Source organism: Rhizobium sp. 57MFTsu3.2, assembly GCF_012932765.1.
Lineage (GTDB): Bacteria > Pseudomonadota > Alphaproteobacteria > Rhizobiales > Rhizobiaceae > Rhizobium > Rhizobium altiplani.
On the sequence record NZ_JDWI01000042.1, the window covers coordinates 1 to 15,274 of the forward strand.

Consider the following 15,274-nt stretch of genomic DNA (forward strand, 5'->3'; position numbering starts at 1 on the left):
ACATAGCCGAGGTAGAGCAGCGGCGGGTGGATCGCCAGACCGACGTCCTGCAGCACCGGGTTGAGGTCCTTCCCCTCGGCCGGGGCCGGATCCAGCCGCATGAAGGGATTGGAGGTCAGCAGGATGAACAGGATGAAGGCGACCGATATCCAGGCCTGCACGGCGAGCACGTTTGCCCGCAGCGTATCGGGCAAATTCCGTCCGAAGACCGCGACCAGGGCGCTGAACAGCACCAGGATCAGCAGCCAGAGCATCATCGAGCCCTCGTGATTGCCCCAGACGCCTGACAACTTGAACAGCAGCGGCACNAGCGANTGGGAGTTCTCCCAGACGTTGGCGACAGAGAAGTCGGAGACGACATGGGCGTAGGTCAGAACTCCGAAGGAAAACGCCACCAGCGCGAACATCGCCAGCGACCCGACGGAGGCCAGATCCATCATCGCACGGTCGAGGCGCCTTGCACCGATCACCGGAACAACGGAAACCACGAGCGCCGTCGCCAGCGCCAGGATCAGGGCATAGTGGCCGATCTCGATGATCATTGCGNTTCTCCCGCGTGTTGCCACAGCCCCTGCTCTTTCAACTTGTCGGCAACTTCCTTCGGCATGTATTTCTCGTCGTGCTTGGCCAGCACCGTATCGGCGACGAATTCATGGCTCGCCCCTTCGAACCGGCCTTCGGTCACCACGCCCTGCCCCTCACGGAACAGATCTGGGAGAATGCCGGCGTACCTGACGCTCACGCTCTCTCCGCTGGGGTCGGTGACCGCGAATAGAACTGTTGATCCTTTCCCGCGCACGATACTGCCTTCGCCGACGAGGCCACCGAGACGTATGCGGGTTTCCGGTGCCACCGGCGTTTTCGCCAGATCGGAAGGCATGTAGAAATAGGCCACCGACTGGCTGAAGGCGAACATGACGAGCAGCACGGCGGCAATGATGAAGCTCATGCCGCCGCCGATCACCGCCAGGCGCTTTTGCTTGCGTGTCATTCCGTCATTCCCTCTCAATGCCAAGTTCGCGCGCCAGTGCGACCAGTTGCTTTCCTTGTTCGCCCGTCGCAGGGAAGACCGCGAGCCCGCGCTGCAACGCGTCGACCGCGCGTGTTCTTTCGTTCAGCACGGCATAAGAACGCACAAGCCGCATGAAGCCGTCGAAATTGTTGGGCTCAGCCCGAAGCCTGCTATCAAGGCTTTCGACCATCGCCTGTATCTTGTACTGCGGCTCTGCCGCATCAGGGTTCTGTGTGGTCGAAAGGCCGCGTTCGCCTTTTGGTCGGTCCGACCCCTTTCTCCCTGTGGCGGCAATAGGGCCTCCATTCTTGGCAATGTGCTCGTTGACGAGCGGCAGCCAGGGGGCATCTGCCGGAGAACTCCTGGCTATCGCCTCGAAAGCACTCCTCGCTTCAGCCTGACTGCCAGCCTGCTCCTGGCCGAGTGCCAGATAGAATTTTGCGCGTGGGTTGTCAGGTTCAATAGCCAGTATCTGCGAGAGGACCACATGAAGGTTCTCGGCAACCGCCCCGCCAGACTGCGTTATCAACGCCGCCGCCAGTCCCTCGAGCCTCGAAACCTGTGGTCCGAGGAGACGAAGCGCGTTCCGGTAAGCTCGCTCCGCATCGGCTGCACGGCCCATTCGGAGATAGACAGGTGCTATAACGTCCCATCCGCGGCCGTCATTCGGGCTGCGAGAAAGATGGTCTTCGGTCTTCCTTACAAGAATTGCAAAATCCTGTCCCGGATCTGCCAGCCTTGCTTGCAGGGGGCGTGAGGGCATGTCAGGTGATCCAAGGGAGACGTACAGTCCGACACTCAGCAAGGGAAGAAATGCGACGACGACAGGACGGAGCCAGTAACCGGGCCGTTTTACCGATAAACGGCGTTCTGCCGCTTCGCTCTCCTTGAAAAGGCGCCGCGCTGTCTCTGCCCGGGCCAACTCGTATTCAGTTGGCAGAATGTCGCCGGATGCAAGCTCGTTTTCGAGTTCCAGAAGCTGCTTTCGGTAGAGCTTGTCGGCTCCCCTTGCTTGTATCGGCCGAGCACGCCCCGAAGAAAATGGATGCAGCAGTATGGCTGTTGTTGCGGTCGTCATCACCGCGAAGAGGATCCAGATAGTCATTTTTCCTGACGCCGTTGCTGGTCGGAAAATAGCCAAACCCGCAAGGCGCACATTGACGAAGATCAAATACTGGAAGAGTAGCTTCGCCGCCCCGTAAACACATAACCCACGCCGCGTACGGATTGTATGAGCTCCGGGCTCTTGGGATCTGTCTCGATCTTCTTGCGAAGCCGGACGATCTGGGCGTCGATCGCCCGGTCGAAGGCCTCGAGATTCCGGTTTCGTGTCAGGTCCATGAGCTTGTCACGCGACAGCACACGACCCCGGTTTCGGACAAACACGAGCAACATGTCGAACTCGCCGGTGGTCAGGGACACGTCGGCGCCAAGGGGCGAGGTGAGCCGCCTTCGCGAGACGTCGAGCCTCCAGCCTTCGAACTCCAGGCTTTCCTCGTCGAGGGCGCCGGACTTGGAAGGCAGGCCCGAGGAGGTGCGTCTTCTCAGCACGGTCCTAAGCCTCGCAAGAAGCTCTCTGAGATGGAAGGGCTTGGCAATGTAATCGTCGGCGCCGACCTCAAGGCCAACCACCTTGTCGGTGACATCGTCCTGCCCGGTCAGCATCAGGACCGGCACGTCGGAGGTGCCACGAAGCTCACGCAGCAATTCGAGACCGTTCTCTCCGTTCGGCAGTACCAGGTCGAGGAATATGGCCGCGTAGGATTCCCTTGCCAATTCGGAGCGCATGGCTGTGCCGTTACCGACGGCCGTCACTCGGAATCCGTTGTCCTCAAAATAGCGAACTAGCATCTGTCTTATGCGCGCGTCATCGTCGACGACCAGAATACGGTCAGCGTCCATCTGTGCCTTGTGCCCTGCTGTCATCCTTCCATCCAGATAACGTAGGATGAGGGACAATGCCACCGGTTCGCAGGCAGTTGATGCCGGTTGCGCTTTCCTGTCCGCAAAAACATCTGGCTATACGCCTCATCGAAATCAGATAGCCCGAAAAGGGTCGACCTGGATGATTTGCGTAGATGGAGCCCTCTCGCAACAGCGCCCCGGGAACCGCAACCAAAAGTCCCTTGGATATCGAATGGGCGGGGAGCGTCTGGGTAGAATTTGGTCCAAGCAGTTTCGAGTATAATTTCGTCCGTTACTCCCTCAATGAACAGGACTGGTCCGGTCGTATTCTTTAATACATGGGTGATGTCGAGCTGAGCTTTTCCTCTGTGAACGTTATCAGCCCGGCAGATAGTGACCTTATCAGTTCGCCTCTGTCTTTTCCCCGTTGAACTCGAGCATGCGGATGTTGCTCGCCACCTTCGTCTCGACCGTAGGCGCGTTATGGCATGTGATAAGGATGTGCTTGGTGCGAGTGCCATCATCAGAGATGGCGTGCGTCTGTCCGAGAAAATCGGATTGCCACTCAGGATGAAGGAAGGCGTCTGGCTCATCCATGAGCGTGATGCAATTGCGGCTCCTGAAGAGCTCGGAGATTGCAAACGGATAGACGGACTGAAATTGGCCATCACTGAAAGCCCGCGATGATACTCATGTGTTCGCCGCCAGTCAGAGTAGGATCGAAATGTCCTCAATCATTCCCAACGCCCACAGGGCATTGAAAAGGCAGAAAACCTCATCCTGAGTGTCCGCGGAGAATGTGTTCCTGAACTTCGCTATATCGATCTCGATGCGATAAGTATCGCTGTCCCGTCTGTGATGGGAGCTAGGTGGAGGCCCGTTCTTCGAAGCCAGCTTCTCGGCAGGCCGTATCACCTGCCCGCTTTGCGGCCGCCCATTCCGGCACTCAAGCAAGTATGGCCGCCACTGGAACTGCTCTCATAGTAGAACGGCTCCTCGACGATGAAGCGCGATGTCCGAGCCTGGATATCGCCGGCCGAGAAAGCGCGGCTCCTGCTGAAGCGACGCGTGACGAGAGTCACCTCCCGAGGATACGAACCGCTGATTGCCGCAGCATGCGATCCATCTACAGGAGAACGTTAACGATACTCTCATTGGTAGTTCTACGGATATGAAACCTGGAACTCCTTCGACACTATTCAAATGGTAAGGACGCGACGTGAGCAAGTGGTGACGTCGGTAAAGAATATCATCAGAATAAGCCTCTACGTCCTCGCATTCCATTTGCAACGCAGTTTGGAGTGAAAAGATGTACGTCAGAATTGTAAGTCTCGCGCTACAAGTTTTCTGGACTGTCTCATTCACGGTCCTTGCTTGTATTGCGCTGCAATACATCGGAATGAACGTCAACGTGATCGCAATATCAATCGTAGTCGCACTTGCTGTCCTGCTCTATGGCCCCGTCGCGAGATTCTTCAATCAGTAGAAAAATGAGAGGAAGAGACAATGCAGCATGCGCTTTCGACAGACATCACTGTAGATGACGACTTCCAGCCGCTTTCGGATGAGATGCTTGATGTCGTTTACGGCGGAGGCAGAATTGGCGATGCCGCCAAAGGCGCCGCTATCGGCGGCTTTTCCGGCGCGATCGGGGGAGCGGCTGGCGCTGCGTCCGTCGGGGGAAGTATCAGCCACGGGGCGATAGCTGGTGGTGTCGGAGGCGCCATTGCGGGTGGAATACGGGGTGGGCTGAGTGGCGGTGGCGGCAAAAAATAGCGCCGCTCCCAAAATAGCTGACGCTGAGCACTGGGGGGACGCGTCCCCTCCCAGTGCAAACTAGCGTTAGTGGGACTGGTTCTTTTCCTAGGCCGCCGGAAGCGCGATTGCAGAAGAACGATTCAGAGCAAAGCCCAGTGGATCGTGACCCACCCAATGTGTTCCGCGATGAGGTGTTTGTCAGCCAGCGCGACGGCCTTAAAGGCGAGGTACAATTAGCAATCCCGCTTTCTTTCACGCTGTTGGGCGCTGTGCTGTTTTCGACCATTCTAACGGCGGCAGTGTTTGTTACCATGGCGACCTATTCACGGATCGAGGTTGTTGAAGGGTGGGTTGTGCCTCAAGCGGGCCTGATCCGGATACAGGCGCGGCATGGAGGAATTGTCGAAAGCCTCAGCGTCGACGATGGGACCGATGTCGATGCCGGTTCAAAGGTTGCGATGATGAAGGTGACGTCATCTTTTCAGTCAAACGATGTTGGCCGAATGCTTTGGCGCAGCGCGGGCGTTGAAATCGACTCTAACCGAGAGCAAGAGAGACTTTCACTTGAAAAGCTCAGAACAGAACAGTCCCGTCTATTGGGACAGATTGGGGTTCTGGAGTCAGCACTGCAGGTGGCAGAACAACACGAGCAGTCGATAATGCGGCGGGTTGCCCTTCTCGAAACCCGAGCAGCTAGAACCGCTCAACTTGTCCTGAAGGGCGCGATAACAGCGACAGATGGAGAAAAGGCGCAGCTCGAACTCCTGATCGCTCAGCAGGATCTCTCCGAAGCCCAAGGAACCACTTTGGATCTCGAAAGTCGGATAACGGACGTCAGAGCGAATTTGGACGGCCTGCCATTCGAGATAAAGGCGTCAGAGGCGAAAGCGCGCGCGATCGACGCCGAATTGGAGCAAAAGCAACTTAAGACGGCGTTGTTGAATTCTTACGAAGTCACCGCGCCTGTTAGCGGCCAAGTTGTCGCCGTCCCGGTGATGGTTGGGCAGGACGTGGCAGCCGGAGCGACGCTTGCTGTCATCGTCCCCGCAGGTAGCGCGCTGGAAGTTGAATTATATTTTCCATCCCGCGCCGCGGGTTTTGTGGTGGCCGGGCAGGAAGTTCGCGTACGATACCAGGCGTTTCCCTATCAAAAATTTGGGACAGCCAAGGCAACGGTCCGATCCGTATCGCGAACGATACTCGCACCCGGCGAAATTTCTACACCCGGCGTCACGCCGAAGGAGCCGGCCTTTCGAGTAAGAGCCACCTTGGCCGGCACCCAAATCCGGGCTTATGGGCGTCAGATTCAGATCCGTCCAGGAATGCTTCTGTCCGCGGACCTCGTCATTGAGCGACGCACTCTTTTCGAGTGGCTGCTCGATCCCATATATGCCGTGAGACGGCTGCAATGAACCGTCTATTGCCTCGACTTCCCGACCGCTTGCCGATCGTTCAGACCGCAGAACAAGCTGAGTGTGGTTTGGCATGTGTCGCGATGATCTGCCGGTATTACGGTCACGGCATGGATCTAAACGGCTTTCGTCAGCGGTTCGAGGTTTCTCAGAACGGGATGACCCTAAGGACCTTGATGCACATCACCAGCCAGATGCATCTCGCCCCAAGGGCGTTCCGGACAGAAATCCACACCCTGTCCAAGGTCAAATTGCCCGCGATCCTCCATTGGGACCTCAATCACTTTGTTGTCCTGAAACGGATCGGCCGAAGAAGAGCGGTCGTCCACGATCCCGCTTTCGGGATACGGACATTGTCGAGAGACGCCCTCTCTGACCATTTCACTGGCGTTGTGCTTGAGCTCACCCCAAGCGCCGATTTCTCCAGGATAGCCGCACTTTCCCCTCTCAAGCCATCGCATCTCTGGTCCAAGATAACGGGCGTTTGGCCTGTCGCCCTACAGGTGTTGGCGCTTTCTGCCACTCTCCAGGTGGCAGCGTTCGCTATCCCTTTTCAGATCCAATTGGTCATCGACCAAGCAGTAGAGCAAGGTGACCTCGATTTCCTCGCCGTTGTGGCAGTGGGTTTCGCCCTTCTGGTCGTCGTTTACGCTCTGACCGAGGCCCTACGCAATTGGAGCCTGCACGTATTAGCAGCCACTGTTCTCTATCAGATCGTCGGTAACATATTTCGGCACCTCCTCCGCTTACCTGCCTCGTTCTTCGAGAAGCGTCATATCGGAGATATCTTGTCCCGAATGGGCTCGACCAAGTCTATACAGGAAGCCTTGACACACGGAATGGTCGGCGTGGCGATCGATGGCACGATGGCGATTGTTGCCGCCATACTATTGCTTGCCTATTCAACGCAACTCGCTGTTGTAGTGTTGTTTTCACTGTTGATTTATCTGTTTGTCACAGCTTTTTTCTATCCCCTTATGAAAGAGAGATCTAACGAGCAACTCATTAGTTCCGCGGTAGAACAGTCCTATCTGATGGAGACTGTGCGCGGCGCCACTACCATCAAGGTCCTTGGCGGTGAGATAGATCGCGAGGCCAACTGGCGGAACCGTTACGCCGAAGCGATCAATACCGCATTGCGATTTGACCGCCTCGAGGTCGTCCTCAAAGCAATTCAATCAGCCATTATCGGCCTGCAGAGCGTCGCTGTTGTCTATATCGGCGCTCGGCTAATACTCACCGGTAGTGGCTTCTCGATCGGCATGCTAATGGCCTTTCTCTCATTCCGGCAAACCTTCAGCGACAGGATTGCCTCGCTCGTCGGTGAGATCGTTCAGTTCAGGCTTCTGAAAGTGCATCTGGACCGCTTGGCTGACATCGTAACAACCCCTACGGAAGTGGCAGACGAGCTGGGAGTTTCCTACGACAAGACGATTGGCACACTTGAAATGGTGAACGTGTCCTTTCGTTATGCCTCGGCTGAACCACTTATTCTGGACAGCGTAAACTTCAAAATCGAGCCCGGAGAATTCGTGGCGATCACGGGTCCGTCAGGGGGCGGCAAAACCACCCTGTTCAAAGTTCTCCTGGGCTTGCACTATCCCGTCTCCGGCAAAGTGCTCGTCAATGGAAGTCCAGTATCTCCGCAACATTGGCAATTATACCGGCGCCAGATTGGCGCAGTCATGCAAGACGATCGCCTTTTGTCCGGCTCTATTGCCGACAACATCGCGTTCTTTCAAGCTGATCTTAGTATGGATCGTGTTATCGAAGCAGCTAGGGCGGCGAGAGTTCATGACGATATAATTCGCATGCCTATGCAATATCGATCACTTATAGGGGATATGGGGTCCTCGCTCTCGGGAGGACAACGTCAACGCGTGCTGTTGGCGCGGGCTTTGTACCGGCAGCCGCAGCTTCTTCTGTTGGACGAAGGTACGGCAAATCTGGATGAACGAGCAGAAGAAGCCATAGCGGATATTTTGTCGGAGATGACCATCACCCGCATTGTGATTGCGCATAGGCCAGCACTGATGAATCGCGCTACAACGCTGATCGAAGTCAATAATGGCCAGATAACGGTAGTGCCCAGGGACATCAAAAAATCCTGCAAAAGATTTGACTGAGCGATAGAATTTGGAGTTGCCATGAATATTGACTACTCCTGCCTTGCAAACGGCCTTCAAGTTGTCTCGATCGCGTTCAGGGATTTTGAAAGCGCCGTGGTCGCAATTATGATCCGGGCTGGTTCCAGGGTGGATGGAGCCGCTCACGGAACCGCCCATTTTCTCGAACACATGGCATTCAAGGGCACGCGGCACCACGCGTCCGATGAGATTACACAGCGGATTGAAAGCCTCGGGGCGACAATCAACGCGGTTACGGGCAAGGACTACACGCTCTACTATGTTGAGGGGCTGAAGGAAATGCTTCCTGAAGCGGTCGCGATCCTGACAGAGGTAGTGATATCCCCTCGACTCGACCCCGAGGATATGGATGTCGAGAGACAGATCATTCTACAAGAAATTCTGCAAGCCCAGGATGATGCCGCGGTCAGCGCGCTGGCGGGGTTGGCACAAAGGGCCTATCCCGATCAGAGCCTCGGAAAATCAGTTCTGGGCACCCCAGAGACAGTGGCACGGCTAAGCCGAGCAGATCTGATGGACTTCGTCATCGAGAACTATCAGCCTGAAAACATGATATTGATAGCGGCTGGCGGCATATCCCACCATGATTTGGTTGTGCTGGCCAACCGGTTTCTGGATCCTATGCAGGTCTCCAGCCGAACGCGCAAAGCACCCAAAGCGGCCTACTCAGGCGGACTTTTTTTGCAGACCCGATCGGAGCTAAGTCAGTCTATCGTAGCCTGCGCGTTCCCAACGGCATGGGCAGGTGACCGTCATCGCTACGCGGTTCAAGTCCTTGCGGAGGCATTGGGAACGGGAATGTCGTCCCCCTTGTTCAGATCAATCCGGCGGGACCATGGTCTGGCGTATGAGGTCGGAGCGTGGTCAGAACACGGTTCCGACTACGGTTTATTCGGCATGTATGCGGCGACATCGGCAACTCATGTTGAAGATGCCCTCCGGCTGATGGGCATTGAACTTTCGAAGATGGCAGCGGCGGACAATGACGAGGCCGTACATCGTGGAAGAAACAAATGCCTCGTCAACCTCGTCCGCGCCCGGGAAACACCGTTTGACGCGGCCCGCATGGTAGGCACGGCTATGCTGTCATTTGGCACGATCGTATCCCCGGAAGATGAGATCAATCGAATCCGAAGCGTCACGACGCGAGATGTGAGGGAGGCCGCATCGACACTGATTGATATGGCGAAACCCACAATCGCTGTTGTCGGTCAACCAGAACCCATTGATTACGAAGAGGTGATGCTGACCGCAATCAGGTCGGTGCTCGGGAGCACGTCCTCCGATCGGTAAATTGTTTATGGGGTGACAGTTGGCGACCACAGGTCGGTCGGATTGATGTCGCGTGCCTTGCGGGTCAGCAGGGGCCGGAGTTTGCGACTGACTGGAAAGGAAGGTTTGAACAAGAGCGTTCAAGTCCACAATATCAGACCTTAGTCCGAAACAGATCGGACTCGGGTCTGATGGCTTCAGGACCTTTGTCCACTATCCAAGCCCGCCCTGTCCCGCATAACTTGTGCCGTCCAAACCCACCGGACACCGGGATGCTCCGGCACGCCCCCTCGCGTGTAAACCCCTCGGAGCTTCCGGAACCGGCGCAATTTTCTACGCCGCCCGCGAGATTGTTAATTGGATATGCAGCATGACCATTCGCAGATTAAGCGCATTCGCAGCACTCGCTGTAAGTCCATGGCCGTTGAGTCTTCAAGCAAACATCGGTCGAGAGCAAGTGAACACGCCTTTTGATGAAACCTCACTCGGAAGGGAGTTCGATCTTTTCGCAACTGAATTGACCAAGCTGCCAAAGTCACCGGAGATCACCGCATTGGAGCTTCGCTTTGCTCTCCTGCGAGAAGCGGTGGCAATCCGCCTCGCGGGACCGAGCCGATACCGTTGAGTTACCGTCGTCGCTATTCGACGCCTAGGATCGAAACCGGATCGCGTTCTGTGTACGGATGAATATCGCCCTAAAAAAGCCCCGCTCGTAAGTGGCGGGCCAATTGGGCGGCCTTTGGAAAGGTGGACAACGAACTAAGGCGGCTGGGCTGCGGTGGTGGAGGCGATCTCCTGCCAGGCACTCAAGCGCTGCATGGCGATGCCGCGCCATAAAGCGCATCAGGTTGCGCTTGAGTTGCGGGCTCCTCTCGGCAAGCGCCCGAATTCCCGGCAAGTCGATCATCGCGATCTCCGTGAAGTCTGCCGCCCGGGCGCCTTGAGCGTAACAACGTCCCTCGGCAACCTGGTGTTCGCCAAAGATGTCTCCGGGTTCGCAAAGGGAGATGTCGGTCTCACGGCGCGAGCTTTCCGAGCGCGTCACGCGCATCAAGCCGCTTGGTACCATAAGGACATGGGTTGCGATCTCTCCTTCCGCGACGATCTGCTCACCCGGGGCAAAACTGCGCAGTTCGACCAGGGCCAGAAGACCGTCGGCTTCCCCCTTGTCGAAACAGCTCCGACCCCAAGTGCGTCGGATTCGTGACAGGCATCTGTTCCCTCCTTCACGGTTTCGAGCTATCGGCCTCGTCGTCGGCGAGCACTCGCCATGCTGCACCTTGTAAATCGTCATACTGGCCGCTCTTCAGCGACCAGAGGAAAGCCGCGAGCCCTATGCCCCCCATGAAGAGGGCAATTGGTATGAGGTAAATGAGCATGTTCATGCCGTCTTTATCTCCTTGGCGAGCGCAACTGGCTCCCTTGAAAGCCGCGGTAACGGACGGGTTCCGAAGGCAGTGAGACGGAGAGCGTTTGTCACGACGATGATGGAAGAGGTGGACATGGCAACCGCGGCAATCAGGGGCGTGGCGAGACCAGCTATGGCAATTGGAACCGCCAACACGTTATAGCCGATCGCCAGGGCGAAATTCTGCCTGATCAATGCCGCCGATTGTCGTGCGATCTGGATAGCCTCGGTAACTGCATCGAGGCGTTCGGTAAAGAACACGAGATCAGCGGCTTGGCGCCCGATATCAGAGGCCGAGGCCGGCGCCATGGAAACATGCGCAGCGGCAAGCGCCGGCGCGTCGTTGATACCATCCCCGACCATAAAGACCCGTCGTCCACTTTCGTTCAGGGTCTCGCATTCGTCGACTTTTTGCTTTGGCGACAAGGCGCCGACCGCACGACGAACGCCAAGCTTGGCCGCCGTAGCATCGACGACAGACTGACGATCACCCGAGAAGATGAATGTTTCAAAACGTCCTGCATCAAGTCTGGCGATCGTCTCTTCCGCGCCCGGCCGCACCACGTCTTCGAAGAAGAAGCGAGCTTTCACGACCCCGTCGCTCGTAAGGACAACCTCCGAAAGGGGACTATCGGGCGAGGCCGAGTTTGAGGTTTGCGCACAGGCGAAGGCAGCACTACCCAGACGGTAGTGCGCGTCTCCGTGACGTGCTTCGAGACCGCCGCCCGGGATCTCGCTCACGCGGTCGAACGGCATGGGAGCTATCGGGGTGCCGCGGGCAAGGGCTTGAGAGAGCGGGTGCCTGGAGTGGAGTGCCATCCCCGCCGCGAGCGCGACGTCGGCGTCGCCGTCCGCCACGGTTTTCACAAGGCGCGGGGTTCCGAGCGTCAGTGTTCCCGTCTTGTCGAATGCGACCGTGTCAATCTCGGCCAGACGTTCCAGCGCCGAGCCATCCTTCACCATTATTCCCTTCCGGAACAATTCTCCTGCGGCAACAACCTGTACGACAGGAACAGCAAGGCCGAGTGCGCAGGGGCACGTGATGATAAGAACGGCCACCGCCACAAGCATGGCCTGCTTCCAGTCTCCGCCCAGGAACCCCCAGGCGAGAAATGAGACGAGGGCAAGCAGATGCACTACAGGCGAGTACAAGGCCGCAGCACGATCAGCGATGCGTCGGTAACGCGCGCGTCCTCCTTCGGCAGCTTCCATCAGGTTGATGATCTCAGCAAGCAACGAATCCCTGGCGAGCTTCGTTGCCCGAACCACCAGCGAGCCGGTCAGGTTCATCGCTCCCGAACTTACGGCTGCGCCTTCTGAAACCGCTACCGGGTTGCTTTCGCCGGTGACGATCGAAAGATCCAGGTCGCTCTCCCCCATGGAGACGAGACCATCGACCGGAATACGGTCGCCGGCAGCAACGGCGACTTCGTCGCCAACTGAAATGTCTTCGATCGCGACGTAGCGACGCGAGCCGTCGGGGGACACCACGAGAGCGCCACGCGGAGAGATTCTCGCGAGGCCGTTGATCGCGGCCCTCGCCTTCTCTCGCATGATGTGATCAAGCGTCCTGCCGATAAGAAGGAAAAAGAGTAGCGAGACTGTCGCGTCGAACCAGGCGTGCTCGCCGTGGTGCATCGTCTCCCATAGAGAGACGGCATAAGACAGCGTCACCGCGAGCGAGATCGGAACGTCCATGTTCGTGCGGCCGTGCCGCAGTGCGTTCCATGCCGACTGGAAGAAGAAGCGACCTGCGTATACCAGCGCCGGTGCTGCGATCATCGCGGAAATCCAATGGAACATGTCGCGGGTGGCGGCATCTGCTCCTGACCAAACCGACACCGAAAGCAGCATGATGTTTGCGGCCGCGAATCCTGCGACGCCAACCGCCAGAAGAAGCTGGTTCCTGGTCTTGTCGTTTTCCGCTGCAACGGGCGCGAACAGATGAGCCCGGTAGCCCACCGAATTTACAGCGTTGATGATTTCCGCAGGGTCCGTCGGGCGCCCCTCAACCTGGTCGGCATATACGCAACTGACGCGACGGGATGTTAGATTTACTCTCGCCTTGCGAACGAAGGGCAGTTTTGCAAGTGCCCTTTCAATCGTCACGATGCAGGCTCCGCAGTGAGCATCCGGGACGCTGAGATCGAGCTGGAAGAGACCGGAACCGAGTGGGTGACTGGCAAGGGTAACTTCCTCGGAACTGAAGGATGTCGCACTCATTGCCAGCACGCCGTCGGCGTCCATTGTGCAGCAAGTCATTGGCCGAACCCCGCAGTATCAAAACGAACGGCCTCGTGCATGACGACGGCATCGCCTCGGCGCGAAATCAGTTCGACGATCCAGTCGCCAGAAGGCACGTGACGGCTTGTCGTGAAGCTGCCTTCGCCAGCCTTTTCGAGCGAGATATTGAAATCCTCGTGATCGCCCACGGGGCGCTTGAAGTTGGCGACAACTATATCCGCCGCAACCGGCGACCCGTCGCGGTTCTTGAGGTTGTAGTGGAACACTCCATGCGACATCGAGATGCTGCCGGAGATCCCGGTAGCCGCCAGCGCCTTTATTGCGGCCGCCTTCTTGTTGAATTCCTGGCTGGCCACATAGGTGTTTTCCACGACGAGACCGCTCCAGCTGGACGAGGCCAACCACGCCATGGTCACGTTCACCCCGATCACGACGGCGAAGAATGCAGACGTGACGAACAACATGTGGCGGCCAGTGAAGCCATGGGTGCGAGCAGTCATCTGTTCTCTCCTGGTGCGTTGAACGCCGCGCGGTAGGTCGCGCGATCGGAATGGCCTTCGTCCTCGATCGAGAACAGAAACTCGTTGATTGCGGCGCCGGTCTGCTTTCGGGTTACGAAGACCTTGAGCGCGGTGACCGCGTCAGGCGCAGCATCTATGGTGAAGTTGCGGGCCTCCGTTTTGCTCAGTTCCGGAATGCGCATCGTCGCACCTTCCAGACCCGAGATGGAGAGGTCGATCTTCCTCGGAGCGGGAACCATGTTGAGGATTCGAAGCGTGTAGCCGTTGCGAATGGAGCCGTCGCTCTCGAGGACATACTGCGGATTGCGATCGTGGACGACGTTGAGCTCGAGGCGTTCACGCATCGACAAGTGGATCAGCATGGCCAGGCCGATCGAGGCCCAGACGACGGCGTAGAATAGCACCCGGGGCCGAGCGATGGCCCGCCAGTTGAAGTGGCGGATCCCGGCGATGAAGGTTCCATCAACATTGCGCACCTTCGCAGGCTGGACGGGCGCCCTGCCACCATCAGTGGCGATGGCCATGTTGCTCGAATATTCACTGAGCGTCGCATAGGCGATCAGCCCGCGCGGCTTTCCAATCTTGTCCATGACGTTGTCGCAGGCATCGATACAAAGCGCGCAGGTGATACACTCCATCTGCTGCCCATCGCGGATGTCTATTCCCATCGGGCATACGGCCACACAGGCGTTGCAATCGACACAGTCGCCAACCGCCTGACCCGCCGCCTGTGCCTTCTTGGCGTGGCGCGACCGTTGTTCGCCGCGCCAGTCATTGTAGGTGACGACAAGGGAATTCTCGTCCAGCATGGCCCCTTGGATACGCGGCCACGGGCACATGTAGGTACAGACCTGCTCTCGCATGAGCCCGCCGAGAACATACGTCGTGAAGGTGAGTGTGGCGACAGTGGCATATGCGACGATGGGCGCCGTGCCGGAAAACAGTGAGACGGCGAGCGACGGAGCATCAGCAAAATAGAAAATCCAGGCGCCGCCTGTCGCAATGCCGATCAAGAGCCAGACCGTGTGTTTCAGGATGCGCTTGCGCATCTTGCCGAGCGTCCAGGGACCGGCGTCCAGCTTCATTCGCGCGTTGCGATCGCCTTCGATCGCGCGCTCGACAACAAGGAAAAGGTCTACCCAGACGGTTTGGGGACAGGCGTATCCACACCAGGCGCGGCCGATGGCAGACGTAACCAGGAACAATCCAAAACCTGCCATCACCAGCAGACCTGCGACGTAGTAGAATTCCTGTGGCCAGATCTCGATGAAGAAAAAGAAGAAACGTCGCGACGAGAGGTCAATCAGGATGGCCTGATCGGGCGCGTAAGGGCCACGGTCCCACCTGATCCAGGGAGACACATAGTAGATGCCGAGGGTAACCAGCATCACGAGCCATTTGAACCTGCGGAAGCGACCTTCCGCCCGCTTGGGAAATATCTTCTTTCGCGGAGCATAAAGCGGCTGGCGATTGCGGCGTGCATTGACCGGCTCGGCATTGACGCGTTCGACGTTGTCTGGATCTGGCGCGGTGTAGAGGTTCATTGGGCTCGTCCGAATTTCACCCGGCCGTTTTCCCATCTTGCCGTTCCCGCT

General features: G+C 57.6%; 13 protein-coding genes and 1 pseudogene. 5 read left to right on the forward strand and 9 right to left on the reverse strand.

All coding sequences use genetic code 11. The features are described from left to right. The 5 genes and pseudogenes from ccsA to AF71_RS28590 all read right to left on the reverse strand — a co-directional run. The coding region (gene ccsA / locus AF71_RS28570; protein WP_169684043.1) for a cytochrome c biogenesis protein CcsA at positions 1–542 on the reverse strand (542 nt) is incomplete at its 3' end. Then, on the reverse strand, positions 539–991 hold the full coding sequence (gene ccmE / locus AF71_RS28575) for a cytochrome c maturation protein CcmE (protein WP_169684045.1): 453 nt from the start codon (positions 989–991) through the stop codon (positions 539–541). The genes ccsA and ccmE, both read right to left, overlap by 4 nt. 4 nt (positions 992–995) lie before the next feature. Then, on the reverse strand, positions 996–2,117 hold the full coding sequence (gene ccmI, locus AF71_RS28580; protein WP_169684047.1) for a c-type cytochrome biogenesis protein CcmI: 1,122 nt from the start codon (positions 2,115–2,117) through the stop codon (positions 996–998). 62 nt (positions 2,118–2,179) lie between these two features. After that, a complete protein-coding gene (locus tag AF71_RS28585; protein ID WP_169684048.1) occupies positions 2,180–2,938 on the reverse strand; it encodes a response regulator in 759 nt (252 codons plus the stop codon). A 381-nt stretch (positions 2,939–3,319) separates the two neighbouring features. Then, positions 3,320–3,589, reverse strand: a pseudogene (locus tag AF71_RS28590) (AAA family ATPase); the annotation flags it as partial. A gap of 834 nt (positions 3,590–4,423) precedes the next feature. Here AF71_RS28590 and AF71_RS28595 point away from each other — a divergent pair. The 5 genes from AF71_RS28595 (at position 4,424) to AF71_RS31965 (ending at position 10,713) form a co-directional block, all read left to right on the forward strand. After that, complete coding sequence (locus AF71_RS28595) at positions 4,424–4,693, forward strand: hypothetical protein (RefSeq protein ID WP_169684050.1); 270 nt, start codon at positions 4,424–4,426, stop codon at positions 4,691–4,693. Positions 4,694–4,800: 107 nt separating this feature from the next. Continuing rightward, entirely contained in the window at positions 4,801–6,087 is a 1,287-nt protein-coding gene (locus AF71_RS28600) for an HlyD family efflux transporter periplasmic adaptor subunit (RefSeq protein WP_169684052.1), read from the forward strand. Then, a complete protein-coding gene (locus tag AF71_RS28605; protein ID WP_169684054.1) occupies positions 6,084–8,213 on the forward strand; it encodes a peptidase domain-containing ABC transporter in 2,130 nt (709 codons plus the stop codon). The genes AF71_RS28600 and AF71_RS28605 overlap by 4 nt, the downstream gene beginning before the upstream one ends. A gap of 21 nt (positions 8,214–8,234) precedes the next feature. After that, positions 8,235–9,527 (forward strand): pitrilysin family protein, encoded by a 1,293-nt coding sequence (locus AF71_RS28610; RefSeq protein ID WP_169684056.1) that lies wholly within the window; start codon positions 8,235–8,237, stop codon positions 9,525–9,527. A gap of 760 nt (positions 9,528–10,287) precedes the next feature. Further along, entirely contained in the window at positions 10,288–10,713 is a 426-nt protein-coding gene (locus AF71_RS31965; protein WP_246733856.1) for a hypothetical protein, read from the forward strand. A 19-nt stretch (positions 10,714–10,732) separates the two neighbouring features. Here AF71_RS31965 and ccoS read toward each other — a convergent pair whose 3' ends face one another. From ccoS to ccoG, 4 genes are read right to left on the reverse strand one after another with little or no spacing between them, the layout of a single operon-like run. After that, positions 10,733–10,891: a cbb3-type cytochrome oxidase assembly protein CcoS gene (gene ccoS, locus AF71_RS28620; protein ID WP_018860169.1), complete on the reverse strand. Its 159-nt coding sequence runs from the start codon at positions 10,889–10,891 to the stop codon at positions 10,733–10,735. Further along, on the reverse strand, positions 10,888–13,176 hold the full coding sequence (locus AF71_RS28625; protein WP_169684059.1) for a cation-translocating P-type ATPase: 2,289 nt from the start codon (positions 13,174–13,176) through the stop codon (positions 10,888–10,890). The genes ccoS and AF71_RS28625 overlap by 4 nt, the downstream gene beginning before the upstream one ends. Further along, positions 13,173–13,658 (reverse strand): FixH family protein, encoded by a 486-nt coding sequence (locus AF71_RS28630; RefSeq protein WP_169684061.1) that lies wholly within the window; start codon positions 13,656–13,658, stop codon positions 13,173–13,175. The genes AF71_RS28625 and AF71_RS28630 overlap by 4 nt, the downstream gene beginning before the upstream one ends. Next, positions 13,655–15,223 (reverse strand): cytochrome c oxidase accessory protein CcoG, encoded by a 1,569-nt coding sequence (ccoG, locus tag AF71_RS28635; protein ID WP_169684063.1) that lies wholly within the window; start codon positions 15,221–15,223, stop codon positions 13,655–13,657. The genes AF71_RS28630 and ccoG overlap by 4 nt, the downstream gene beginning before the upstream one ends. Positions 15,224–15,274 lie beyond the last annotated feature (51 nt).

Bases quoted from the DNA above. Each gene is read 5' to 3' on its own strand.
- AF71_RS28605 (WP_169684054.1), top strand. From the start codon at position 6,084: ATGAACCGTCTATTGCCTCGACTTCCCGACCGCTTGCCGATCGTTCAG.
- AF71_RS28585 (WP_169684048.1), bottom strand. From the start codon at position 2,938: ATGACAGCAGGGCACAAGGCACAGATGGACGCTGACCGTATTCTGGTC.
- AF71_RS28595 (WP_169684050.1), top strand. From the start codon at position 4,424: ATGCAGCATGCGCTTTCGACAGACATCACTGTAGATGACGACTTCCAG.
- ccoS (WP_018860169.1), bottom strand. From the start codon at position 10,891: ATGAACATGCTCATTTACCTCATACCAATTGCCCTCTTCATGGGGGGC.
- ccoG (WP_169684063.1), bottom strand. From the start codon at position 15,223: ATGAACCTCTACACCGCGCCAGATCCAGACAACGTCGAACGCGTCAAT.
- AF71_RS28625 (WP_169684059.1), bottom strand. From the start codon at position 13,176: ATGACTTGCTGCACAATGGACGCCGACGGCGTGCTGGCAATGAGTGCG.
- ccmI (WP_169684047.1), bottom strand. From the start codon at position 2,117: ATGACTATCTGGATCCTCTTCGCGGTGATGACGACCGCAACAACAGCC.
- AF71_RS28630 (WP_169684061.1), bottom strand. From the start codon at position 13,658: ATGACTGCTCGCACCCATGGCTTCACTGGCCGCCACATGTTGTTCGTC.
- AF71_RS28610 (WP_169684056.1), top strand. From the start codon at position 8,235: ATGAATATTGACTACTCCTGCCTTGCAAACGGCCTTCAAGTTGTCTCG.